22 protein-coding genes are annotated in these 23,271 nt (G+C 71.4%); 12 read left to right on the top strand and 10 right to left on the bottom strand.

Annotation, left to right across the window (positions count from 1 at the left end):
* Positions 1-14 precede the first annotated feature (14 nt).
* From cobC to cobA, 3 genes are read left to right on the top strand one after another with little or no spacing between them, the layout of a single operon-like run.
* Entirely contained in the window at positions 15-1,088 is a 1,074-nt protein-coding gene (gene cobC, locus ACN27F_RS26605; protein WP_421437994.1) for an Rv2231c family pyridoxal phosphate-dependent protein CobC, read from the top strand.
* Entirely contained in the window at positions 1,088-2,146 is a 1,059-nt protein-coding gene (gene cobT, locus ACN27F_RS26610) for a nicotinate-nucleotide--dimethylbenzimidazole phosphoribosyltransferase (RefSeq protein WP_421440464.1), read from the top strand. The genes cobC and cobT overlap by 1 nt, the downstream gene beginning before the upstream one ends.
* Positions 2,143-3,408: a uroporphyrinogen-III C-methyltransferase gene (cobA, locus tag ACN27F_RS26615; protein WP_421437996.1), complete on the top strand. Its 1,266-nt coding sequence runs from the start codon at positions 2,143-2,145 to the stop codon at positions 3,406-3,408. Before cobT ends, cobA begins: the two co-directional genes overlap by 4 nt.
* Before the next feature lie 124 nt (positions 3,409-3,532).
* Here the strand turns inward: cobA and otsB are convergent, their stop codons facing one another.
* Together otsB and ACN27F_RS26625 are read right to left on the bottom strand one after the other, a co-directional pair.
* Entirely contained in the window at positions 3,533-6,142 is a 2,610-nt protein-coding gene (gene otsB / locus ACN27F_RS26620) for a trehalose-phosphatase (protein ID WP_421437998.1), read from the bottom strand.
* Positions 6,143-7,540 (bottom strand): alpha,alpha-trehalose-phosphate synthase (UDP-forming), encoded by a 1,398-nt coding sequence (locus tag ACN27F_RS26625; protein ID WP_421437999.1) that lies wholly within the window; start codon positions 7,538-7,540, stop codon positions 6,143-6,145.
* A 334-nt stretch (positions 7,541-7,874) separates the two neighbouring features.
* Between ACN27F_RS26625 and ettA the strand changes: the two genes are divergently transcribed.
* The 4 genes from ettA (at position 7,875) to ACN27F_RS26645 (ending at position 11,552) form a co-directional block, all read left to right on the top strand.
* On the top strand, positions 7,875-9,551 hold the full coding sequence (ettA, locus tag ACN27F_RS26630) for an energy-dependent translational throttle protein EttA (RefSeq protein ID WP_421438001.1): 1,677 nt from the start codon (positions 7,875-7,877) through the stop codon (positions 9,549-9,551).
* A 25-nt stretch (positions 9,552-9,576) separates the two neighbouring features.
* Positions 9,577-10,053 carry an acyl-CoA thioesterase gene (locus ACN27F_RS26635; protein ID WP_421440465.1) on the top strand — a complete coding sequence of 159 codons (477 nt, stop codon included), beginning with the start codon at positions 9,577-9,579 and terminating at the stop codon, positions 10,051-10,053.
* A complete protein-coding gene (locus ACN27F_RS26640; protein ID WP_421438002.1) occupies positions 10,053-10,781 on the top strand; it encodes a hypothetical protein in 729 nt (242 codons plus the stop codon). The genes ACN27F_RS26635 and ACN27F_RS26640 overlap by 1 nt, the downstream gene beginning before the upstream one ends.
* A gap of 129 nt (positions 10,782-10,910) precedes the next feature.
* Positions 10,911-11,552: a YbjN domain-containing protein gene (locus ACN27F_RS26645; RefSeq protein ID WP_421438004.1), complete on the top strand. Its 642-nt coding sequence runs from the start codon at positions 10,911-10,913 to the stop codon at positions 11,550-11,552.
* A 157-nt stretch (positions 11,553-11,709) separates the two neighbouring features.
* Here the strand turns inward: ACN27F_RS26645 and ACN27F_RS26650 are convergent, their stop codons facing one another.
* From ACN27F_RS26650 to ACN27F_RS26660, 3 genes are all read right to left on the bottom strand, one after another.
* Complete coding sequence (locus ACN27F_RS26650) at positions 11,710-12,231, bottom strand: globin (protein ID WP_421438006.1); 522 nt, start codon at positions 12,229-12,231, stop codon at positions 11,710-11,712.
* Positions 12,232-12,309: 78 nt separating this feature from the next.
* On the bottom strand, positions 12,310-13,746 hold the full coding sequence (locus tag ACN27F_RS26655) for an MFS transporter (RefSeq protein ID WP_421438007.1): 1,437 nt from the start codon (positions 13,744-13,746) through the stop codon (positions 12,310-12,312).
* A 245-nt stretch (positions 13,747-13,991) separates the two neighbouring features.
* Entirely contained in the window at positions 13,992-15,035 is a 1,044-nt protein-coding gene (locus tag ACN27F_RS26660; RefSeq protein WP_421438009.1) for a mechanosensitive ion channel family protein, read from the bottom strand.
* A 249-nt stretch (positions 15,036-15,284) separates the two neighbouring features.
* Between ACN27F_RS26660 and ACN27F_RS26665 the strand changes: the two genes are divergently transcribed.
* The gene (locus ACN27F_RS26665) at positions 15,285-15,845 is read left to right on the top strand and encodes an HNH endonuclease (protein ID WP_421438011.1); all 561 of its coding nucleotides are present in this window, start codon (positions 15,285-15,287) and stop codon (positions 15,843-15,845) included.
* Between the two features lie 13 nt (positions 15,846-15,858).
* Here the strand turns inward: ACN27F_RS26665 and ACN27F_RS26670 are convergent, their stop codons facing one another.
* Both ACN27F_RS26670 and ACN27F_RS26675 read right to left on the bottom strand, forming a co-directional pair.
* Positions 15,859-16,866: a class F sortase gene (locus tag ACN27F_RS26670; RefSeq protein ID WP_421438013.1), complete on the bottom strand. Its 1,008-nt coding sequence runs from the start codon at positions 16,864-16,866 to the stop codon at positions 15,859-15,861.
* Positions 16,867-16,881: 15 nt separating this feature from the next.
* Positions 16,882-17,406 (bottom strand): hypothetical protein, encoded by a 525-nt coding sequence (locus tag ACN27F_RS26675; RefSeq protein ID WP_421438015.1) that lies wholly within the window; start codon positions 17,404-17,406, stop codon positions 16,882-16,884.
* Positions 17,407-17,592: 186 nt separating this feature from the next.
* Between ACN27F_RS26675 and ACN27F_RS26680 the strand changes: the two genes are divergently transcribed.
* The 3 genes from ACN27F_RS26680 to ACN27F_RS26690 are packed head-to-tail and all read left to right on the top strand — an operon-like array spanning position 17,593 to position 19,844.
* A complete protein-coding gene (locus ACN27F_RS26680; RefSeq protein ID WP_421438017.1) occupies positions 17,593-19,101 on the top strand; it encodes an amidase in 1,509 nt (502 codons plus the stop codon).
* 49 nt (positions 19,102-19,150) lie between these two features.
* Positions 19,151-19,423, top strand: coding sequence for a hypothetical protein (locus ACN27F_RS26685; RefSeq protein ID WP_421440466.1), 273 nt, complete (start codon positions 19,151-19,153; stop codon positions 19,421-19,423).
* A complete protein-coding gene (locus ACN27F_RS26690) occupies positions 19,410-19,844 on the top strand; it encodes a DUF5130 family protein (RefSeq protein ID WP_421438018.1) in 435 nt (144 codons plus the stop codon). Before ACN27F_RS26685 ends, ACN27F_RS26690 begins: the two co-directional genes overlap by 14 nt.
* Before the next feature lie 34 nt (positions 19,845-19,878).
* Here ACN27F_RS26690 and ACN27F_RS26695 read toward each other — a convergent pair whose 3' ends face one another.
* Complete coding sequence (locus ACN27F_RS26695; protein ID WP_421438020.1) at positions 19,879-20,913, bottom strand: NAD(P)-dependent alcohol dehydrogenase; 1,035 nt, start codon at positions 20,911-20,913, stop codon at positions 19,879-19,881.
* Positions 20,914-21,003: 90 nt separating this feature from the next.
* Complete coding sequence (locus ACN27F_RS26700) at positions 21,004-21,483, bottom strand: MarR family winged helix-turn-helix transcriptional regulator (protein ID WP_421438022.1); 480 nt, start codon at positions 21,481-21,483, stop codon at positions 21,004-21,006.
* A 108-nt stretch (positions 21,484-21,591) separates the two neighbouring features.
* Between ACN27F_RS26700 and ACN27F_RS26705 the strand changes: the two genes are divergently transcribed.
* Positions 21,592-22,440, top strand: a complete 849-nt coding sequence (locus ACN27F_RS26705) for an SDR family oxidoreductase (protein WP_421438024.1) — start codon at positions 21,592-21,594, stop codon at positions 22,438-22,440.
* Here ACN27F_RS26705 and ACN27F_RS26710 read toward each other — a convergent pair.
* Positions 22,418-23,263: an SAM-dependent methyltransferase gene (locus ACN27F_RS26710; RefSeq protein WP_421438025.1), complete on the bottom strand. Its 846-nt coding sequence runs from the start codon at positions 23,261-23,263 to the stop codon at positions 22,418-22,420. The genes ACN27F_RS26705 and ACN27F_RS26710 overlap by 23 nt on opposite strands.
* Positions 23,264-23,271 lie beyond the last annotated feature (8 nt).

Below are 23,271 nucleotides of genomic sequence, written 5' to 3' on the forward strand. Positions count from 1 at the left end.
GCATTATCCCGGTCATGCACGAGTACGACCTCGGCCACCACGGCGACGTCGAGGTCGCCCCTGGCCTGATCGATCTCGCGGTCAACGTCCGGGCCGCCCCGCCGCCCCGCTGGCTGGCCGAGCCGATCCACGCCAGCCTGGCCACGCTGGCCCGCTACCCCGACCAGACGGCGGCGGTGGCGGCGGTGGCCGCCCGGCACCGGCGTGACCGCGACGAGGTGCTGCTCACCGCCGGCGCCGCGCAAGGCTTCGTGCTGCTGGCCCAGGCGCTGCGCGAGGCCCGCCGGCCAGTGGTGGTGCATCCGCAGTTCACCGAGCCGGAGGCGGCGCTGCGCCAGGCTGGGCACCGGGTGGACCGGGTCCTGCTACGCCCGGAGACCGGATTCGCCCTCGAACCGGAGCTGATTCCGCCCGACGCGGACCTGGTGCTGGTGGGCAACCCGACCAATCCGACGTCGGTGCTGCACCCGGCGGACACCCTGGCCGCGCTCGCCCGGCCCGGCCGGACCCTGGTCGTCGACGAGGCGTTCGCCGACACCACCTGCGCGGCGGGCGCAGCCGGCGAGCCGCAGTCGCTCGCCGAGCGGCGCGACCTACCCGGCCCGGTCGTCGTGCTGCGCAGCCTCACCAAGACCTGGGGACTGGCCGGGCTGCGAATCGGCTACCTGCTCGGCCCGGCGCCACTGCTGCGCCGGTTGGCCGCCGTCCAGCCACTGTGGCCGGTGTCGACGCCGGCGCTGGTCGCCGCGCGGATCTGCGCCAGCCGCCGGGCGGTCGGCGCGGAACGCCGGATCGCCGCCGCGCTCGCCGCCGACCGGGCGCACCTGGTACGCCGGTTGGCCGCGTTGCCGGGAGTCACCGTGGCCGGCACACCAGCCAGCGCCTTCGTCCTCATCCGGGTGACCGGGGCGGCGCGGCTGCGCGACCTGCTGCGTCGACGTGGGTACGCCGTGCGGCGCGGCGACACCTTCCCCGGTCTGGGCGCCGACTGGCTACGGGTGGCGGTACGGGACACTGCCACCACCGACGCATTCATCCGCGTGCTGGCCGAGATCCTGGACGGATGCTCGACGATCCTGGAGGACTGATGCTCGACGCGACCCTGGCGGCGATCCGACCGGCGGATGACGGCGCGATGACCCAGGCCCGGACGCTGCACACCCGGCTGACCAAACCCGCCGGGTCGCTCGGTGCGCTGGAGGAGTTGTCGGTACGGCTGGCCGGCCTGGCCGGGACGTGCCCGCCGCCACTACCCGAACCGGGTGCGGTCGCGGTCTTCGCCGCCGATCACGGGGTGCACCGGCAGCGGGTGACTGCCTGGCCGCAGGAGGTGACCGCGCAGATGGTGACCAACTTCCTCACCGGTGGGGCGGTGGTGAACGCCTTCGCCCGCCAGGTCGGGGCGAGCGTTACCGTGGTCGACGTCGGCGTCGCCGTACCGTTGGAGCCGGCCGACGGGTTGGTACCGGCCAAGGTCCGGCCGGGTACCGGTGATCTGACCAGCGGTCCGGCGATGAGCCGCGACGAGGCGCGGGCCGCCGTCGAGGTAGGCGTCCGGGTCGCCGGGCAGCTGGCCGACGACGGGGCCCGGGTGCTGCTCACCGGGGACATGGGCATCGCCAACACGACCGCGGCGGCAACCCTGATCGCGGCCTTCGCCGACGCGCCCGCCGATGCGGTCACCGGCCGGGGCACCGGCGTCGACGATGTCACGTACCGGCACAAGGTCGCGGTCGTCGAGGCCGCGCTGCGTCGGCACCGGCCAGATCCGGCCGGTCCGGCCGGTCCGGTCGGGGTCCTCGCGGCGCTCGGCGGGCTGGAGCACGCGGCCCTGGCCGGGTTCATCCTCGGCGCGGCGGCGCGCCGGCTACCGGTGATCGTGGACGGGGTCAGCGCGGTCGCCGCCGCGCTCGTCGCGGCGGCGTTGGCCCCGCCGTGCCGGGACGCGATGGTCGCCGGCCACCGCTCGGCCGAGCCGGGCGCTACCGTGGGCCTGCGTCGACTCGGCCTCGAACCGCTGGTCGATCTGGGCCTGTGCCTCGGCGAGGGCACCGGCGCGCTGCTGGCCCTGCCGATCGTCGCCAGCGCCGTACGGGTCCTGCACGAGGTGGCCACGTTCGATTCGGCGGGAGTCTCCGAGAAGTGAACTTGTACCCATTGGGGCTTCGGCTCGACGGCCGTCGGGTGCTGGTCGTCGGCGGGGGTACGGTGGCCACCCGACGGGTGCCGGCCCTGCTGGACGCCGGCGCCGACGTACTGGTCGTCGCACCCCGGCTCACTCCGGCGCTGCACGGCCTGGCCGACGCCGGCCGGCTGCGTTGGCGGGCGCGCCGCTTCGAGCCGGCCGATCTGGAGGGAGCCTGGCTGGTGCAGGTCGCCGTCGACGACCCGACGGCCGCCGCCGAGGTGTCCGCCGCGGCGGAACCCCGGCGGATCTTCTGCGTACGGGCCGACGATCGCACCGAGGCGAGTGCCTGGACTCCGGCGGTGACCCGGCACGGGCCGGTCACCGTTGCCGTGCTCGGCGGCGGCGACCCACAGCGGGCGGTCCGGGTCCGCGACGCGATCGCCGCGCGGCTCGCCGACCGCAGCATCCCGGTGGCCGCCCCGCCGACCGCCGGCGGGGCTGCGGCCGACACGGCCGGCCCGGCCGCCGACGCGGCGAACCCGGGGACCGGGCGGGTGATCCTGATCGGTGCCGGGCCCGGTGATCCGGAGCTGATCACCGTCAAGGGTCGCCGGCTGCTGGCCGAGGCCGATGTCGTGGTCACCGACCGGCTGGTGCCCGGTCTGCTGCTGGACGAGTTGGCGGCCGACGTCGAGCTGATCGACGCGGCCAAGATCCCGTACGGGCCGGCGGCCGCGCAGGAGGAGATCAACCGAATCCTCGTCGACCGCGCCGTGGCCGGTGCCACCGTGGTCCGGCTCAAGGGTGGCGACCCGTACGTGTTCGGTCGTGGCGGCGAGGAACTCCAGGCCTGCCTGGCGGCCGGACTGCCGGTGTCGGTGGTGCCCGGGGTGACGAGTTCGATCGCCGCCCCGGCGGCGGCGGACATCCCGGTCACCCATCGAGGAATCGCCCACGAGTTCACCGTGGTCTCCGGACACCTGCCGCCCGGCCACCCGCAGTCCCTCGTGGACTGGTCGGCGCTGGCCCGGCTGCGCGGCACCCTGGTGATCATGATGGGGCTGAAGAACCTACCGACGATCGCCGCCGTGCTGCTGGCGGGCGGACGGGCGGCGGACACTCCGGCAGCCGTCGTGCAGGAGGCGACCACCGGGGCGCAGCGGCGGGTCACGGCCACCCTGGGTGCGGTGGCCGACGTGGTCGCCACCGAAGGGCTGCGGCCACCGGCGGTGGTGGTGGTCGGTGACGTGGTGGGCGTGCTGGAGCCGATATCCGGTTGACCGGGCGGCTGTTCGGGCCGGCTGTTCGGGCCGGTCGGTCCGGCCGGTCGGCCCGGCAGCCGGGGGAGCGGCGGCCGGACCTGCTTCACGCCGGTGTGCTCGGGTGCTCCCGCGGCCGGCGCGATCAGAACGTGAGCATGTCGTCCAGCAGCAGGGCGCAGCGGACCAGGCCCAGATGGCTGTACGCCTGCGGGTGGTTGCCCAGCCCCTGTTCGAGGAGCGGGTCGTACTGCTCGGGCAGCAGCCCGGTCGGGCCGGCGGTGGCGACCATCTGCTCGAACAGCTCCTCTGCGTCACCGCGCCGTCCGGTGCGCAGGTAGGCCTCGATCAGCCAGGCGGTGCAGATGTGGAAGCCGCCCTCCCGGCCGGGAAGACCGTCGTCCCAGCGGTAGCGGTAGACGACCGGGCCGCTGCGCAGATCGGCCTCGACCTTCAGCACGGTGGCGAGGAAGCGCGGATCGTCGTCGGGCAACAACCCGGACAGCCCGATCCACAGCGACGACGCGTCCATCTCCGCATCGCCATAGGCGACCGTGTACGCGCCGACCTTCTCGTGCCAGCCGTACTCCAGGATGTTGCGGCCGATGCGGTCGCGTAGCTCCACCCAGTCCGGCCGATCGCCGGTGCCGTGGCGCCGGGCCATGTGCAGCGCCCGGTCGACGGTCATCCAGCACATGACCTTGGAGTAGACGTGGTGGCGGGGAGCGAGCCGGGCCTCCCACAGGCCGTGGTCCGGTTCGTGCCAGCGGCGTTCCACCGCCTGCACCATCGCCTCCAGGACCCGCCACTCCTGCTCGCGTACCGACCCGCGGGCATCGGCGACCACCGCGAGCAGGTCCGCTATCGGCCCGAAGACGTCCAGTTGCAGCTGGTGGTTGGCCAGGTTGCCGACCCGCACCGGGCGCGAGCCGGAGTAGCCCGGCAGGGTGTCGATGACCGCTTCGGCACCCAGCTCGAAGCCCTCCACGGTGTAGAGCGGGTGCAGCCGCTCCGGGTGCCCGCCGGTGCGCTCGACGCAGCCGTCCACCCAGCGCAGGAAGGCCTCCGCTTCGGCCAGCGAACCCAGATCGACCAGCGCGCGGGCGCTCATCGCGGCGTCGCGCAGCCAGCAGTAGCGGTAGTCCCAGTTGCGTACCCCGCCCAGCTCCTCGGGCAGCGAGGTGGTGGCGGCGGCGAGAATCGAGCCGCTCGCCTCGTGACACAGCCCGCGCAGGGTCAACGCGCTGCGGGCGACCAACTCCCGCCCGGTGTTGGGCAGCCGCAGACCGCGTACCCACTCCCGCCAGGGCCCTTCGGCGGCGCTCTGCCGCTGCTGCACGGTGATGGTGTGGTGTTCCAAGCTGTGTGAGCCGAAGCGCAGCTCCAAGGTGAGCATGCCCCCCAATTCGGACAGGTCGACCAGGGCGCGGGCGCTCTCCCGCCCGCTGTCGTCGACCACGTCCCACTGCACGCCGGGGGAGTAGAGGGCGACCGGCTGGTTCGATCCGAGCACCAGCAGCCCGTCGCCGAGCGGCTGCAACTGCACCGCCACCTGGCCGAACTCGGGACGCGGGGAGAACTCCAGACGGGCCTGGCCGCTGCCGGTGAGCACCCGGATCAGCGTGGAGTCGGCGTCCAGCACGACCGTCTCGCCGGTGGCCGGCTCGGCGGGTGGATGATCCAGCCAGTCCGTGACGGTCAGCCCCGACCAGCGGGTCTCCACCGTCATCGTGCCCGGACGGTAGCGCTGCCCGAGCGGCAGTCCGCCGCGCGCGGGGGCGACCGCGAAGTGCCCGGCCGGAGCGCCGCCGAGCAGGTCGGCGAAGATCGCCGACGAGTCGGGCTTGGGGTGGCAGAGCCAGGTCACCTTCGCATCCGGCGTGAGCAGGGCCACGGTACGCCCGTTGGCCAGCATCGAGTGCCGCTCGATCGGCACCGCGTGCTCGCCGAACAGCCAGGTTCGGCGGGTCTCCAGCAGCACACCGAGCACCCGTGCCGCGTCGATCGGCTCGGCCACCCGGAAGTCCGCCCGGGTGTCACCATCGCCGATCTTGATGCCCACGTCCGGGCCGTGCAAATTGGCGAACGCGCTCTCGTCGGTGACCGAGTCACCGATGAACAACACCGCGCTGGCCGACGTCTGGGTGCGGATCTGGTCCAGTGCGGTGCCCTTGTCGGTGGCGACCACCGACAGCTCGATGACCTGTTTGCCCTCGGTCACCGTGACATCGGGCCAGGCCGCCGGGCCGGATCGGACCGCTTCGACGACGGCTGCGGCGACGTGCGGATCGGCGCCCCTGGTGTGTACCGCGACGCTGGCCGGTTTGACCTCCAGCCGGGCGCCGGGCCGTCCCGAGATGAGCTGCCGCAGTTCCCGTTTGAGCTGCGAGTGGACCTGGAGCTGCTCGGGCGCCAGCCGCTCCACGAATCCGATGTCGAACTCGGATCCGTGGCTGCCCACCAGGTGCACCTCGCTGGGCAACCGGGACAGTGCGGCCAGGTCACGCAGCGCCCGGCTGGAGACCACGGCGACCGTGGTCTGCGGCAACGCGGCCAAGGCGCGTACCGCCGCGACCGATTCCGGCAGCGGCACGGCCTTGGTCGGGTCCTCGACGATCGGTGCGAGGGTCCCGTCGTAGTCGCAGGCCACCAGAAGTATCGGCATCCGGGCGATCCGCCCGATAGCCGCACGCAGCGCGGGATCGATCTGATCCGCGGCCGCGCGTACGTCCCCGTCAAGGACGGACGTTCTCATTCATTCCTCCGTCTCGGGCACACCGAGTTCTGTGAGGAAGGAGCGGGCCCAGTGGCCGACGTCATGGGTCCGCAGGTGGCGTTGCATGATCCGCATCCGCCGCCGGGCCTCGGAACTGTCGACATGTACCGCCCGCAGCAACGCGTCCTTGACGCCGTCCGGGTCGTGCGGGTTGCACAGGAACGCTTGACGCAGCTCCGTTGCGGCGCCGGCGAACTCACTGAGTACGAGTGCGCCGCCGGTGTCGGCACGGGCCGCGACGTACTCCTTGGCCACCAGGTTCATTCCGTCTCGCAGTGGTGTCACCATCATCACATCGGCCGCGCGGTAGAGCGCGGCGAGCTCACTGCGACTGTACGACTGGTGGAGATAGTGCACCGCAGGCACACCGACTCTTCCGAATTCGCCATTAATCCGGCCAACTTCGCGCTCAACCTTGACGCGAAGTGCCTGGTAGTGCTCGACCCGCTCGCGACTCGGCGTGGCCACCTGCACCATAACCGCATCCGGAACTGTCAGTTTTCCGTCAGCAAGCAGTTCCCGGAACGCCTTGAGACGTAGCTCGATGCCCTTGGTGTAGTCGAGGCGGTCCACCCCGAGGATGACCGTCTTGGGATCACCCAGCTCGGCGCGGATCTGCTTGGCTCGCGCCTCGACCGCGGGGTCGTGCGCCATCCGCTCCATCTCGGGCACGTCGATCGAGATGGGGAAAGCGCCGGCCTTGACCTTGCGACCGTCGACCTGGATCATCTGCCCTTCGTAGCGCAAGCCGAGCAGGTGCCGGGCCAGCCGGACGAAGTTCTGCGCGGCCAACCGCTGCTGGAAGCCGACCAGATCGGCGCCGAGCAGGCCGCGCAGGATCTCGGCCCGCTGCGGCATCTGCATGAACAGTTCGATCGGTGGGAACGGGATATGCAGGAAGAAACCGATCCTTAGGTCGGGTCGGATCTCTCGCAACATGGCGGGCACCAGTTGCAGCTGGTAATCCTGGACCCACACCGTGGCGCCCTCGTCGGCGACCTCGGCGGCGGCCTCGGCGAACCGGGCGTTGACCACCCGGTACGCCTCCCGCCAGCGGCGCTTGTAGGCCGGTGTCTCCACGGCGTCGTGGTAGAGCGGCCAGATGGTGGCGTTGGACTGGCCCTCGTAGTAGCGTTCCAACTCTTCCGCGCTGAGCGGAACCGGATGCAGTCGGATGCCTTCCAGATCGAACGGCTCGGGTGCCGCGCCAGCTCCGCCGGCCCATCCCACCCAGGTGCCCTTGTGCTGGGCGAGCACTGGGTGCAGGGCGGTCACCAGACCGCCGGGACTTCGTCGCCACTGGCGACCCTCCGAGGTCGTCACCTCGTCCACCGGCAGGCGGTTGGCGACCACTACGAATGAGCTCCGAACCGTCACGTTCCGTACACCTCCGGTGATTACGGGACCGCCCATGAGCGTACTGTGCGGAGAGGGCGGGGGGACCCCGTCCCCCTGTTGATGCCCTGTGGAACAGGACACCGAAACCAGCAGGCGCGATGGGGTAGGTAACACCTCGGGCGGCCCGATCCGCCCGGCACCGGTGGGGTGAGGTGCGGCAGGGCGGCCTCACCTGTCAGGATTGGCCATGGCGCCCGGTCGGTCGCCCTACCGCGCGGGACCGCGCCGAGGCCGCCAGGTCAGAACCGCCGACGTATTCCGACCGCTGACATTCGCCGGCGGTCCCACAACAGTTCTGGAGGTAGGCCGCACCGTGGCCCAGTTCATCTACGTCCTGGACAGAGCGCGCAGGGCGCACGGCGACAAGGTCGTGCTCGACAACGTGACGCTGAACTTCCTGCCGGGTGCCAAGATCGGTGTGGTCGGTCCGAACGGCGCCGGCAAGTCCAGCCTGCTCAAGATCATGGCAGGGCTGGACCGGCCGAGCAACGGCGAGGCCCGGCTCATGCCCGGCTACACCGTCGGCCTGCTGGCCCAGGAGCCGCCGCTCAACGACGCCAAGACCGTGCTCGGCAACATCGAGGAAGCGGTCGCGGAGACCAAGGCCAAGCTGGAGCGGTTCAACAAGATCGCCGAGCAGATGGCCACCGACTACTCCGATGAGCTGATGTCCGAGATGGGCCAGCTGCAGGAGGAGCTGGACCACGTCGACGCCTGGGACGTCGACTCCAAGCTCGAACTGGCGATGGACGCGCTGCGCTGCCCGGCGCCGGACGCCGACGTGACCAACCTCTCCGGCGGCGAGCGGCGCCGGGTGGCGCTGTGCAAGTTGCTGCTGGAAGCGCCCGACCTGCTGCTGCTCGACGAGCCGACCAACCACCTCGACGCGGAGAGCGTGCACTGGCTGGAACAGCACCTGGCCAAGTACGCCGGCACCGTGGTCGCCATCACCCACGACCGGTACTTCCTCGACAACGTGGCCAACTGGATCCTCGAACTCGACCGCGGCCGCGCGTTGCCGTATGAAGGCAACTACTCCACGTACCTGGAGAAGAAGGCCGCCCGGCTGGCGGTCGAGGGCCGGCGCGACGCCAAGCTGAAGAAGCGCCTCGGCGAGGAACTGGAGTGGGTACGCTCCAACGCCAAGGCGCGCCAGACCAAGTCCAAGGCCCGGCTGGACCGCTACGAGGAGATGGCCAGCGAAGCGGAGAAGACCCGCAAGCTCGACTTCGAGGAGATCCAGATCCCACCCGGCCCGCGCCTGGGCAACACCGTCATCGAAGCCGTGCACCTGCGCAAGGGCTTCGGCGACCGGGTGCTGATCGACGACCTGAGTTTCTCGCTGCCGCGCAACGGCATCGTCGGCATCATCGGCCCGAACGGCGTGGGTAAGACCACGCTGTTCAAGACGATCGTCGGGCTGGAACAGCCGGACAGCGGCGAGGTCCGGGTCGGTGAGACCGTAGAGCTGTCCTACGTCGACCAGAACCGCTCCGGGCTGGACAGCAGCAAGACCGTGTGGGAGGTCGTCTCCGACGGGCTGGACCACCTGATGGTCGGCAAGGTCGAGATGCCCTCGCGAGCGTACGTCGCGGCGTTCGGCTTCAAGGGCCCGGACCAGCAGAAGCCGACCAAGGTGCTGTCCGGCGGTGAGCGCAACCGGCTCAACCTGGCACTCACGCTGAAGATCGGTGGCAACGTTCTGCTGCTCGACGAGCCGACCAACGACCTCGACGTCGAGACGCTGTCCAGCCTGGAGAACGCACTGCTGGAGTTCCCCGGGTGCGCGGTGGTCATCTCCCACGACCGGATGTTCCTCGACCGAGTGGCCACCCACATCCTGGCCTGGGAAGGCGACGAGCAGAATCCGGCCCGGTGGTTCTGGTTCGAGGGCAACTTCGAGTCGTACGAGAAGAACAAGATCGACCGGCTCGGGGCCGAGGCCGCCCGACCGCACCGGGTCACCTACCGCAAGCTGACCCGTGACTGATGCGGTGACGCCCGTATCGGTGCCGCTGGCCAGGCCGGACAGCGGCGCCGAGCCTGGCCCGCGTCGATACACGTTCCACGCCGTGCTGCGATGGTCCGACCTGGACGCGTACGGGCACCTGAACAACGCCCGGTTCCTCACCCTCTACGAAGAGGCCCGGGTGGCGCTGATGTTCTCCGGTGGCCGGGCCTGGGGGGTCGACTCGTTCGCCGACGGGGTGCTGATTCGCCGGCACGAGATCGACTACCTGCGTCCGGTCGACTACCGGTTGGGGCGCGAGACCGCCGAGCAGGCACCGAGCGTGCGGATCGAGCTGTGGATCGAACAGATTCAGGCGTCCCGGTTCACCGTGGCGTACGAGATGTTCGACGGCGACGTGCTGGTCAGCCGGGCCCGCTCGGTCCTGGTTCCGTTCGACCTCGGCCAGGGCCGCCCACGGCGGCTCACCGAGGCGGAACGGGCCTTCTTGCTGCCGTACTGCGGCGACGTCGCCGGTGCCTGATGACGGACCCGGCGAACCCTGCTGCGGCGAGCGGCGACGGGCGGGCCGGTCACGGGCTCACCGGACTGGCCGACACCGGGGCCTTCCTGTCCCGGTTGGTACGGCTGGATCCGGCCGCCGTGGTGCGGTTGCGTTCGGCCGGTAGCGGGCGTACCGAGCTGTGGTCCCGGCTGCCGTGGTCGGTGCTGGTGCAACGCACCGTCGACGGTGCCGGGCCGGGGGACGCCACCGTCTCGGCCGCCGCCCTGCTCGCCGAGGTGACGGCGGTGCGCTCCGCGTTGCCCCCGCGTCAGGACGGGGCATGGCGGTGGCCGCTGCCCGCCGGGGCACCGCGCGTCGTCGAAACGGTGGCGGTGGACGACGTACGGCGGGTGGCCGCGGCGGCGGCCGGCACGCTGCGTACCGCCGCCGTGCACGGGGTGGGCGGTCGGGCGGTCGGGCAGCGCGCGCTGCGGGACGCCCTGCTCGATCACGTCGCCATCGTGGTCACCGCCGAGGGCCCGCCTGCCGAGCGGGTCGAGGTGCCGCAACGTCTGGTGCAGGCGGTGATCCAGATGGGGTTCCTCGGTACGGCTTCGGCACAGCCGCTGACCGGGTCAGCGTCGTTCGGAGTCCGGGTACGGCGGGTGGGACATTGGGTAGCCTTGGATGCACCATTTGGAGTTGGTTGGATACAAAGGGTCAATGCTCTGACGTTTGTGTCGATGATGAATCATACGAAAGTATGATGGCTGTTCATACCTCCGGATCGGTGCGGCCGTTGGGGGGGTGCCTCGACACGGCTATCCGGGTACCGTCGTGCCTCGGATCCGACGCAATGTAGGCGACCGGATCCGCTGGGGAGTGAGGTGCGCATAATGCCGTGGTGGTCATGGCGCTCCGGTCACGCAAGTGGTGGTGAGCCGGACACCCGAAGCAGGTCAGGGACGGACGGTGGCGTCCGGGTGGGTCCGCCCGCCCCGCGGGCGCCGGAGCAGACGTCCCGTACGTCAACCGAACTAGGGCCGGTCAGGCAGTCGTCCGGCCTACCGTGCCCGCCGCCGGTGTCCGGCGCGGCGGCGGGGAAGGATCTCTCACCGCACGTCGCGCCGGTGACCCTACGCCGGATCGGTGAGGCGCTCGACCTGCTCGACGTGCGCTATCTCGCCGACGGCGACGGCAGCCTGCTGGCGATGTGGGAACGGCACGCCGTGCTGTTCACTCTCGAAGGACCCGACGACGAGATCCTCGTGGTGCGCACCCGCCCGCACTCCACGGTCCCGCCGGACTGGGCCGACCGGGCCTACCGGGTGGTCAACGAGTGGAACCACACCCGGCGGTTCTGCAAGGCGTACGTCGGCGATCCCACCGACCGTGGGCAATTGCCGATCTACGCCGAACTGCAGGTCCCGCTCGCCGCCGGCGCGCACGATGCGTTGCTGGTCGAGGTGCTCGACTGCGGTGCGGCGGTGGCGACCACCTTCGTCGACTGGCTGCACGACGAGGGCGCATTGCTGTAAGTGCCGTCGGGTCCACCCCGATCGGGCACCTGCCGCGTCCCGGCTCGCCCGTCCCGATCCGGCCGCCATCCGTTGCGATCAGTCGTCACCTGTCCTGGCCATGTGCCTGACCCGATCTTCCGTCCGCTGGACCACCTCGCTGCCGGCTGCCGAACCGTCAGTCGCCGGCGGCGAGGTCGCGGCCAGTAGGCACCACCGGCTCCATCTGGTTGACCATGAAGTACGCGGCGCGTTCCAGGTAGTCCCAGAGCAGGTCGGACAACTCCGGGTGCAGCCCGAGCCGGTCCACCGCCCGGCGCATGTGCCGCAGCCAGGCGTCCCGCTCTGCCGGCCCGATCCGGAACGGAGCGTGCCGCATCCGCAGCCGCGGATGGCCCCGCTGCTGCGAGTACGTCCCCGGGCCACCCCAGTACTGCATCAGGAACATCGTCAGCCGGTCTGCCGCCGGGCCCAGCTCCTTTTCGGGATACATAGGGCGCAGCAACGGGTCGGTGGCGACGCCCGCGTAGAAGTCGTCGACCAGACGACGGAAGGTCGGTTCACCACCGACGGCGGCGAAGAAGGTCGGCGCGGCATCGTCCGGTCCCGGCGCCGTGCCGGCCGTAGCACTGGCAGGATCTGGCGCGGTACCACTGGCAGGATCTCGCGCGGTACCACTGGCAGGATCTGATGCGGTCACCTCTCCATCCTGCCAGCTTCGGCGCAGCTGGCCACGACGCGCCCGGCACCGGCACCATCGCGCTGCTCGTCCGCCTGCTCAGACGCTGCCGACTTCGCTCGACGGCTGGCCGCCGCTGCTGTCCAGCCGGCTGTGCCCGCGGGTCTGCGGTACGCCGGGCCTCGGGCCAGGGGTGGCGGCCTGGGACGGGCCGGGCGCGGCTGCCGCCGCGGCCTGTGCCGCCGGCGGCGGCGCGGGTGCGGCGGCAGCGGCGGCGATCGCCGCGTCGAAGCGCTGCTCGCCAGGCCAGCGCAGCACGACCAGGGTGATCAAGGCCGCGCCGGCAAGGCTCCAGAATCCGACGACTGTCGGAATGGCGAAGCGGTCGGCGAGAATCCCGGTGGCGAGGACCGCGAAACCCTGGCCGACCTGCATTCCGGTGGCGATCACGCCGAACGCCCGGGCCCGGTAACCGTGCGGTAGGGCCTGCACGAACAGCCCGTTCGCCACCGGCATCAAGCCGGCGACCGCGAAGCCGCAGATCGCGGCGAGTACCGCGATGACCGGCGGGCTCGGATCGAACAGGGTCGGTGCCAGCGCCAATGGAGCCAGTACGGCGAACGGCCGGATCAACCGCCGTCGCCGGTCCGGGCGGACCAGCCGGCCGATGAGCAGACCGCCGAGAATGTAGCCGGTGGGGCTCGCCGCCATGATCAGAGCTTGAGCCAGGCCGCGCTCCGGCTCGCTGAGCCCGGGCTCGGCGGCCCACGCCGCGGCCAGGCCTTCCGGCACGATGGCGAACAACGGCACGGTCCAGACCAGGACCGCGATCGCCCGCAGCACGTCCGTGCCCCACACCAGGCGGAAGCCGTCGGCTGTTTCCCGGAGCAGGTGCTGTCGTCCGTTGGCCGCCGTGGCCGGTGGCCGGGCCCGGACGCCGAGACGGATCACCAGTGCCGAGACGGCGAAGGTGGCCGCGTTGAACACCAGCGCCGCCCGAGGATTGACCGCGGCTATCGCCGCGCCGGCGACGTAGCCGCTGACCTGGGCGAGCTGGCTGGTGCTGGTGATCAGGGAGAGGCCCACGATCAGCCGGTCACCGGTGAGTACCAGCGGCATGAGCGCCGACCGGGCGGCCTGGTTCGGCGGGTTGGCCAAGGTGGTGCAGAACAGCAGCGCGAGCATCGCCCAGACCGGCAGGCCCGGCACGACCACCAGCAAGACCAGGATCATCCGGACCAGGTCCGTGACGATCATGACCCGGTGGTACGCGTGACGTTCGGCGATGGTGGTGAGTAACGGGCCACCGATCAACCAGGGCAGGAAGCTGACCGCGAAGGCCGCAGCGGACAACGCCACCGACTCGGTCTGCCGGTAGACCAGGACAGTGACCGCCGCCCGTGCGATGTAGTCGCCGATCCAGGACAGGGCCACCGAGGCATAGAGAAAACGAAACTCATCTCCGGCAAACACCTCGCGAAAGGTGGCCGGGCTGCCGGCTCGATGTGCCTCGTCGGACACGGACTGCGCCTCCATCGTTCTCGGCAACCCCTGTTCGTGGCAGGTGCTGCCGGGGAACGCCCCGGACGTACGGTTGAGCGAAGTGGCGGTGACACTCCGATGACACTCGTCCCGGATCATGCCCGATCGGGTGACATCTGGCTAGTGTGAACGGCTGGTTTGTCGTCAGTCTGACTAAACATTCGGATGACAACCTCACCACCATCCGGTGCGAAACGCCTGCTCATCGGCTGATGGATCCGGGCTGGACGGTGGCGCGCTCAGGTCGCCCCGCCCGAGCCGGCGGACTCCTGCTCGCCGCCGGGTCTGGCAATGAACATCCGTCCTGCGACGATCTGCGCGGAAATTCCCGAAGTGTGCAGTGCGGCGGCCAGCTGCCGGCGGAGCTGGCGACCGACCACGAACTGTCCCTCCGCGGTGGTCTTCGCCACGGTGCGCAGCACCGCCCCGTCGATGGTGATCTGCTCGACGCCGAGTACGTCCGGCGGCTCCACGAAGTGCTCCGCCAGCTCCGGGTCGGCCGCCACGGCCAGCGCCGCGTCCCGCAGCACCGTGGTGGCCTGCTCGGTGTCGGCGAACCCGATCGGCATGTCGACCACGACCATCGCCCAGCCCTGGCTCTTGTTGCCGACCCGGATGATCTCACCGTTGCGGATGTACCAGAGCACCCCTCGGGCGTCGCGCACCGTGGTGATCCGCAGCCCGACCGACTCGACCACACCGGTCGCCTCGCCCAGATCAACCGTGTCGCCCACCCCGTACTGATCCTCCAGCAGCATGAACAGACCGGCGATCAGGTCCTTCACCAGAGACTGTGCGCCGAACCCGAGCGCCAGGCCGGCGATTCCCGCGCTGGCCAGCAACGGCGCCAGGTTGAAGCTCAGCTCGCTGAGCACCAGGAGTACGGCGAGCGCGAACACCACCGCGCTGACCAGGCTGCGCAGCACCGAACCGATCGCCTCGGCCCGCTGCCGCCGCCGTTGCAGCAACACCCCGTTGCCACCGGCCGGCGCGCGTTCCCGTAACGGACGCAGGATGGCCGGGTCGGAGACCGTCGAGGTGCTGGTCACCAGCCGCCGGATCGCCCGGTGCAGCAGATGGCGCAGCACCACCGCGGCAAGCAGGATCAACACGATCCGGACCGGCTTCACCAGCAGGTAGAAACTTCCCTCGGCGAGCCAGTCCAGACCGGTCCACTCGTACACCTGGTTGCACAGCGGATCCTCGCCCGGGCATTCCGGACTCGCCGAAGGCTGCGGCTCGGCCTCGCGCGAACGTACCGTCACCGTCACTTCGTACCGCATGGTCCGGTCCGGTCGGTGGCCACCCCACATCATCGGCGGAATCGGGCGGAACAGGCCATCCACCCACCATCCACCGAACGCCTGATGCGTCAGGCCCGAATAGTACGTGCATTCGGGTCATCTATCGGGGACTATTGGCGCACGGGTGCTGGCAGTCCGCCGCCACCAGTCACGGTCCGACGGCCGGATCGTGCCGAGTTCAGCTGTCGGCGCTAGGAGCTGGTGGGACACACCGAGAGGGTGAGCGGGATGCCTGACATACGACCCACGGTGGGCTCCGGTTCGTTGGTGCTCAACGCAACGTACGAGCCACTGTGTGTCGTTTCGGTCCGGCGAGCCGCGATCCTGGTGCTGTCCGCGAAGGCGGTGTGCGTCGCCGACGGCGAGGGCATGCTGCACAGCGCCCGGCACTGCCTGCCGGTGCCGTCCGTGGTCCGGCTGACCAGGTACGTCCGTGTGCCGTACCGCACACACGTCGGCCTGTCCCGGCGGGCGATCTTCGCCCGGGACGGCTGGCGCTGCGCCTACTGCCGGGGGGCCGCCGAGACGATCGACCACGTCTTCCCACGCAGCCGAGGCGGCCGGCACGTGTGGGAGAACGTGGTGGCCGCCTGCGCCCGCTGCAACCACACCAAGGGTGACCGTACGCCAGCGGAGTTGGGCTGGCGGTTGCCGACCCCGCCGGCCGCGCCCAAGGGCACCGCATGGCGGGTTCTCGGCCACCGGGCGCCCGACCCGCGGTGGGCGGACTGGCTCGACATCGCCGGGCCGGCGCCGGGCGTCGCCCCGGAAGCCAGCGCCGCCGCCTGAGCTCTGCGGCAGGTCAGCCGTTGCGGGCATCGACCAGGGATGCGAAGACCACCACGTTGTCCGCATACCCGGTGCCACCCCCGACCCACTGGCCGCCACAGGTGATCAGGCGGAGTCCGGGCCGGCTGAAGTCGCCGTACACCCGGTCGGCGGGCAGCGCGGACTTGTCGAACTGCTCCACCGAGTTGACCTCGAACACCGCGACCGACCCGTCCGCCCGCCGGATCTGGATCTGCGCCCCGGGGTGCAACGTGCCGGCCTGGTGGAACACCGAGGGCCCGGTACGGGTATCGACGTGGCCGACGATGACCGCCGGACCCTTCTCACCCGGCGTCGGACTCGCCACGTACCACCCGGCCTCGTTGTGGCGGTTCAGCTCCGGCACCTCGATGGTGCCGTCCGCGGCCAGGCCCACGTCGTGCACGGCGGCCTGCAAGCTCAACGCCGGTATGGCGATGCTGACCGGGTCGCTGGCCGCCATCACCGGGAAGTCCCTCGGCGGCGGGCGGTAGTTGCCCGGCAGCCACTGGGCCAGCGAGGTGCCGGTGATCCGCTCGAATCCCAGACCGGTGGCGAACACCCCGAGCACGATCAGGACCAGCGCCGCCCGGTTCCAGCGCAGCTGGCCGCCCCGCCCCCGGATGCCCCGGTCGCCGGAGCGCCCGGGACCGGTCGAGCCCTGCCGTCCGCCTCGCCACCCGCCCCGACGGCCGCCAGATCCGGTCGGTCGATGGCCAGCGGGATGCCGGCTGCCGCCGAGGCGTCGCTGGTCGCCCGGGTGCCGGCTGCCACCGGGCACCGCGGCCACACCGCGTACCGGCGCCCGGGCCACCCCCCGCGCGGTCCCGGGGATCGCCGGCAGGGTGGCCACCGGCTGTTCGGTCGGCGCCGGCCGAGCCCTGCCGTACGTCGTCACCGGCGGCGTGATCGCGTGTGCCGTGGTCCCGGCGACGCCGATCTGGGTGATGAGTGCCACCGCCCAGCCGCGGGCCCGCCCGCCGTCGGGTGCGGAACCGGCCACCTGGCCGCCCGCTGGTCAGGCGCCGTCAGCGCGCCGACGACGCAGCGCGAGTAGCCCGATCCCGACGCCCACTCCGATCGCCGCGATTCCGCCGACGAGGAACATCGGTCCGCCGGTGCCGGTGCTGGCCGAGGCGGTACCCCCGCCGCCGGCATCCGGTCCGCGCGTCGGATGCGCCGTGCTGGTCACGGTCAACGTGGTGGTCGCCGTGTTGCCGTTCTGACACTGCAGGTCCGCCGGGTAGCGGCCCGGTCGCTTGCTGCCGGGCACCGTCACCGCCCCGGTGAGGATGCCCTGGTCCGGCGTGACGATGAGCCGCCCGAACGCATCCGACTCGACCGTCGCCTGGCTCCGGTTGTCGTCGCCGCAGCTGGCCCGGATGGCCACCCGGCCACCGGCGTGCACCGTGCTCGGATCGGCCTCCACGTACGTGTCGCCGGCGTACGCCGGCGCCGTGTCGAAGGCCGCTCCGGCCACCCCCAGCAGCACTGCGGCGGCACCGGCGGCCAACGTGCGACCCGGATGGCTGAATCCCCGCATGATTTTCCCCCCGGATGCGGCCCGCGGTCCCGGCCGTCCGACCGGCCCGCAGGCACCACAGCCGCAGCCCACGGCCACGGCCCTGCGGTCGGGTTCCCGCGACCGGGGCGGGCACGCACCGCGGACCGGGTGAATCCGGGCCGGCCCGCCGCTGCGCCCCGTCATCGCGCCTGTCAGGATCGGTACATGCCGCAGATTCACGACCTGACCGCGTTGGAACAGGCGACGGCGGTCCGTCGAGGTGAGCTGCGCAGTGTCGATCTGGTCGAGCACTACCTGACCCGGATCGAGCACCATGCGGACACCGTGGGCGCCTTCGTCACGGTCACCGGGCAGGCGGCTCGGGAACAGGCCCGCGCCCTGGACGCCGTTGCGGCGGGGGACCGCGCACGCCGTCACCCGGGTCCGCTGTACGGCGTACCGTTGGCGATCAAGGACCTCACCCTCACCGCCGGGGTACGGACCACGTTCGGGTCCGCGGCCTTTGCCGACTACGTGCCGAGCGTGGACGCGGACGTGGTCCGGCTGCTGCGTGCCGCCGGTACGGTCAGTCTCGGCAAGACCACCGCTGCCGAGTTGGGCTGCTCGCTCTACTCAGAGGGTGCGGTGTCCCCACCTGCCCGCAACCCGTGGCAGCTGGGCAGCACCGCCGGCGGATCCAGCGGGGGAGCGGCCGCGGCGGTCGCCGCCGGCCTGCTGCCGTTCGCGCAGGGGTCCGACGGCGGTGGCTCCGTCCGGATCCCTGCGGCGATCTGCGGACTGGTCGGGTACAAACCGACCCGAGGTGTCGTCTCCGGTGGCCCGCTCGGCGCCGGAGGGTTCGGTCTACCGACCCACGGGCCGATCACCCGCACCGTCACCGACGCCGCCGCGCTGCTCGACGCGATGGCCGTACCGGTACCGGGCGAGCCGTACCTGCCGCCACCGGCGCCTCCGGGCGGGTATCTCGCCGCCGCCCGCCGGGGCGACCCCGGGCCGCTGCGGATCGGCCGGTTCACCACGCCGATGCTCGCCGACGAGCCGGTACATCCCGACTGCCTCGACGCCGTCGACGTGGCAGCCGTGCGGCTGGCCGACGCCGGCCACGAGGTCGTCGACGTCCCGGCTCCGGTCGGTCCCGAGATCTGGCCCCTGTTCGAGACCGTCTGGTACGTGCTCGCGCTGTCCCCGGTGCCGCCGCAGCGCGAGGCACAACTGCTTCCGCTCACCCGCCTGCTGCGTCGGCGCGGCCACGCGATCAGCGCCGCGACGCTGGTCGGTACCCTGGCCGAGACGCAGGTGCAGGTACGTCGGGCCATGCGTGCGATCGCCGGTCTCGACCTGCTGCTCTGCCCGACGCTGAGCACACCGCAGGCCCCGGTCGGCTGGTTCACCGAAACGGGTGATCCGGCCGAGGATTTCGACCGACAGCGCCGGTTCTCGCCGTACTGCGCGGTGTTCAATGTCACCGGGCAACCGTCAGTGTCGGTCCCGGTCGCGCACAGCCCGGCCGGGTATCCGGTGGGTGTGCTGCTGACCGGTGCCAGCGGCGCGGACGCCACGGTGCTGGCCGTCGCGGCGCAGTTGGAGGAGCGGATCGGCTGGGCCGGGCGGCACCCGGAGATCTGGCGGGCCGGGGACTCCGCTACCGTGAAGGCGTCTGAGCCGTTACGGACTGGCGGTGCGGCCGGTTCCCGGCGCTCGGACAGCCGCTGAGTCCCTTGAACCGATGCTGGGGGGCGTTGAGATGTCTGTCACTCAAACGGTGCTCTACTTCGTCGTCATCCCGGCGGTCATCGTGCTCGTGGTGGCCGGCCTGGCGATGGTCGGCGGGCGGGGTGGCGCGGGCCGGCGTTACCGTCCCGGTCGGCCGTTCGAGTTCAGCCCGGTCTGGTTCGTCTCCGCCGGCGACCGGACGCAGGGGACCCGCGCGCCGGCCCTGCCGTCCGGCACGGAGCCGGCGGCGATCGGGTCCGCCGACAACGGGACCGGGCAGAACCGGCCGGGTGCTACGGGAGGCGCAAGTGACCGTTGGTGAGCAGGTCCACGAGCAGACCAGCGAGTCGACCCGGCAGGCCGCGACCCTGCCCGGCCCCTTCGGCACCCGGGCACTGCTACGGCTGGACGAGGCACTGCGGCTGGCGGACGGGGCAACCGGACTCGCGTTCAGTATCTACGTCGGCGACCTCGACGAACCGACCCGCGACCACGCGGTGACGCTGCAGCGCCAGCTGACCGACCCGGACCGGGCGGTGCTCATCGCCGTCTCGCCGAACCAGCGGCTGCTCGAAGTCGTCACCGGTGCCGAGGCCCGTAAGCGGATCCCGGATCGGGACGCCAAGCTCGCCGCACTGTCCATGGCAGCCGCGTTCGGCGGTGGCGATCTCACCGGTGGCCTGGTCAGCGGCATCGACCAGCTCGCGTCGCGGGCCGGTCGCGCCCTGGTTTCGCACGCCTAGTCAGGTATGCGCGACCCGGTGAACAGCGCCCGGCTCAGGGCACCAGCACCGCTCGGCCGTGGACGTCGCCGGCACGCAGTTGCCCGTACGCCCGTACCGCCTCAGCCATCGCGAAGGTCTGCACCTCGGCGCGGAGCAGGCCCTGCCCGGCGAGCGCGATCACCTCGGCGAGTTCGGCCCGGGTGCCCCAGAACGGGATGATCGCGTTGGTCTCCATTGGCACCGGTGGCGGATGTGCCACGGTGGCGGCCAGACACAGGCTGCCGCCGCCGAGCCCGACCAGGGTCAACTGACCACCGGTCGACACGACCTGCCGTGCGGTCGCCAGCGTCGCATCCACGCAGACGAAGTCCAACACCACGTCGGCACCGTCCGGGGCCGGCCCGGTGAGTTCGCGGATCTGCTCGACCGCCGTCGGCCCGGCCGCCACCGTGTGGTGCGCGCCCATCCGCTTGGCCAGCCGCAAGGCGGCGTCGCTGGTGTCGACCGCGATGATGGTCACCGCCGTGGTCACGGCGAGGATCTGCACCGCCATGTGGCCCAGACCGCCGATGCCGATCACCACACAGCAGGTGCCGGGCCGCAGCGCGTCCCGGTTGATCCCGATCGCGTGGTACGGGGTGAGCCCCGCGTCGGTCAGCGGCGCGGCCTGCACCGGATCCAGCTCGCCCAGGGGCAGCAGGCGATCCGCGGGCACCACCACGTACTCGGCCAGGCCGCCGTCGCGGCTGATGCCGATCCCGCCGATCGGCACCGTACGGCACTGGTTCTCCCAGCCACGCAGGCAGGCACGGCAACGACCACAGCCGATGATGCCGTAGACCGCGACCGACTCCCCTTCGGACCAGCCGGTCACGCCCGCGCCGAGCCCGACGATCCGGCCGGAGATCTCGTGGCCGATGGTCATCGGGGTCGGGTACGCGCCAGCGGGGGCATCGAGGATGTGCAGGTCCGAATGGCAGGCGCCGACCGCCGCGGTGGCCAGCAGGGCCTCGCCCGGACCAGGTGCCGGGGTGGGGACCTCGACCTGCTCCAGGGTGCCCGGTGCGGTGAGTTGGATGGCTCGCATGGCCCCATCGTCGATCGGGTCGCCGTCCAGGGCTGCCGAACAGCAACGGATCACCCCGACCGGCTGACCGGCGGGGTGCGCGGCACGATGTCAATCGGTCTGGCCCTCGGCGGGCTCCTGGCGGGCCTTGAGCTTCGCCCAGACCGCGTTGAGCGCCTCGATGTCCGGCTCGTCGAGCAGGTCGGTGAACACAGGGGCCAGACAGTTCCGGCGGGTGGCGTCGGCCTCGGCGAAAAAGCGGTGCCCCAGCGGAGTGAGGGACACCTCGACGGAGCGTGCGTCGCGGGGCGACGGCGTACGGGTGACCAGGCCACGGATCTGTAGGGCGTCAACGGCGCGGGAGACCTGGGTGCGGCTGAGCATGGTGCTGTTGCCGAGTACGGATGCCGGGACCGGGTCCGGGCTGGAAGCGAGCCAGAACATCACCTCGAACCAGGAGACCGGCAGGTCGTGGGCCTTGCTGAGAGCGCGGTCGACCCGTGCGGTGAGGGTCGCGGCGACCCATACCAGACCGTAGAAGGCGCGGTCGGTGACCGGCATCTCCGCCTGTGTGAGCTTCCTTGTAGGCATGTTCCGATCCTACGAGTTGCGTGTACGTACACGTGATCGTATGGTGTGTGTGCACGCACCTAACTGTCGTGATTGATTCCGCGACACCAACGACGAGAGGTTCCCGCCATGTCTTCCACGCCCGCCAAGGTGGTTCTGATCACCGGCACGTCCTCAGGTATCGGTCTCGCCGCCGCCGTAGCCGCGGCCCGGGCCGGCTGGCGCAGCGTCGCGACGCTGCGCGACACCAGCCGCGCCGACGGGTTGCGCAAGGCCGCCGCCGAAGCCGGGGTCGAACTCGACATCCGGCGGCTCGACGTGACCGACGAGGTGTCGGTGGCCACCGCGGTCGACGGGATCATCGCCGACCACGGCCGCCTCGACGCGGTCGTCAACAACGCGGGAGCGGGACACATCGGCACGCTGGAGAACGAGACCGTCGACGACGTGCGCGAAGTCATGGAGACCAACTTCTTCGGCGTACTGCACGTGACCAAGGCCGCCCTGCCGCACCTGCGCGCCTGCGGGGGCCGCCTCATCACCGTCACGAGCGTCGGTGGCGTGATCGGCCAACCGTTCAACGAGGCCTACTGCGCGGCGAAGTTCGCTGTCGAGGGGTACATGGAGGGCCTGGCGCCTGTGCTGGATCAACTGGGCGTGCGCGTCTCGCTCGTCGAGCCGGGCCCGGTGTCCAGCGGGTTCGTCGACAACGTCGGCGTCGACGTGGACGCCCTGATCGCTGCCGCCGGACCGTACGCCAAGGCGGCGGCCAACTTCGCCAACCGTACCGTCACGCACTTCCGTGACAACGCACAGTCCCCGGGCAGGGCGGCCGAGGCCGTGCTGGAGGCGCTGACCGCCGACCGCCCGGCGTTTCGCATCCAGACATCCGACGCGGCGCGCGACTTCATCGCCATCAAGATCGCCGACCTTGACGGCTCGGCGGTGCTCGGCCTCACCAGTTCCTGGCTCGTCTGACATCCGGGACCCGGGCGACCGCCCCGTACACCGATACGTCGGCTGCGGCCGGACGGGGCCGCTCCTCGGCCTCGGCGCGCCAGTCGCTCACCACCACGATGCCGGGGGGCACGAGGTCCAGCCCGTTGAACAGGGCGGCGAACTCGGCATGTTCCCGGGGCCAGATGTCGGTCTGTCCGGCGGCCAGCATCTGTTCGTAGACCGCTTTGACCGGTGCCGGCAGGAAGTCCTTGGTCGCGTTGCTGGCGACCAGGTAGCTGCCCGGGGGCAGCGCGTCGAGAAGCTCGCCGACGATCGGCGCAGCCGCCCCTGGGCCGTGCAGGAAGTGCAGTACCGCGACGAGCATGAGCCCGACCGGCCGGGACATGTCCAGCGTCGCCAGCAGGTCGGGGTGCCGGAGAATTCTGCCGGGCTCGCGCAGGTCGGCTTCGACGTACGCGGTCCTGCCCGGTGGGGCGCTGGTCAGCAGGGCCCGGGCGTGCGCCATCACCATCGGATCGTTGTCGACGTACACCACCCGCGACTGCGCCGCGATCGCCTGCGCGACCTCGTGCGTGTTGTCCGCCGTCGGCAGGCCGGTACCGATGTCGAGGAACTGCCGGATCCCGGCCGCACGGGTCAGGAACCGGGTCGCCCGCGCCAGGAAGCGGCGGTTCTCCCGGGCGGCGATCGGCGCGCTCGGCCACGCCGCCGCGATCTGGTCCGCCGAGGTCCGATCGACGGCGAAGTGGTCCTTCCCACCGAGCCAGTAGTTGTAGCGGCGGGCCGGGTGCGCCACCGAGGTGTCGATCCGGTTGTACAACCCGCCGTCGTGGTGAACCACGAAGACCT

Source organism: Solwaraspora sp. WMMB335 (assembly GCF_049179075.1).
Classification (GTDB): domain Bacteria; phylum Actinomycetota; class Actinomycetes; order Mycobacteriales; family Micromonosporaceae; genus Micromonospora_E.

Bases quoted from the DNA above. Each gene is read 5' to 3' on its own strand.
- cobC (WP_421437994.1), top strand. From the start codon at position 15: ATGCACGAGTACGACCTCGGCCACCACGGCGACGTCGAGGTCGCCCCT.
- cobT (WP_421440464.1), top strand. From the start codon at position 1,088: ATGCTCGACGCGACCCTGGCGGCGATCCGACCGGCGGATGACGGCGCG.
- otsB (WP_421437998.1), bottom strand. From the start codon at position 6,142: ATGAGAACGTCCGTCCTTGACGGGGACGTACGCGCGGCCGCGGATCAG.
- ACN27F_RS26640 (WP_421438002.1), top strand. From the start codon at position 10,053: ATGACGGACCCGGCGAACCCTGCTGCGGCGAGCGGCGACGGGCGGGCC.
- ACN27F_RS26645 (WP_421438004.1), top strand. From the start codon at position 10,911: ATGCCGTGGTGGTCATGGCGCTCCGGTCACGCAAGTGGTGGTGAGCCG.
- ACN27F_RS26655 (WP_421438007.1), bottom strand. From the start codon at position 13,746: ATGGAGGCGCAGTCCGTGTCCGACGAGGCACATCGAGCCGGCAGCCCG.
- ACN27F_RS26660 (WP_421438009.1), bottom strand. From the start codon at position 15,035: ATGCGGTACGAAGTGACGGTGACGGTACGTTCGCGCGAGGCCGAGCCG.
- ACN27F_RS26665 (WP_421438011.1), top strand. From the start codon at position 15,285: ATGCCTGACATACGACCCACGGTGGGCTCCGGTTCGTTGGTGCTCAAC.
- ACN27F_RS26675 (WP_421438015.1), bottom strand. From the start codon at position 17,406: ATGCGGGGATTCAGCCATCCGGGTCGCACGTTGGCCGCCGGTGCCGCC.
- ACN27F_RS26680 (WP_421438017.1), top strand. From the start codon at position 17,593: ATGCCGCAGATTCACGACCTGACCGCGTTGGAACAGGCGACGGCGGTC.
- ACN27F_RS26695 (WP_421438020.1), bottom strand. From the start codon at position 20,913: ATGCGAGCCATCCAACTCACCGCACCGGGCACCCTGGAGCAGGTCGAG.
- ACN27F_RS26700 (WP_421438022.1), bottom strand. From the start codon at position 21,483: ATGCCTACAAGGAAGCTCACACAGGCGGAGATGCCGGTCACCGACCGC.
- ACN27F_RS26705 (WP_421438024.1), top strand. From the start codon at position 21,592: ATGTCTTCCACGCCCGCCAAGGTGGTTCTGATCACCGGCACGTCCTCA.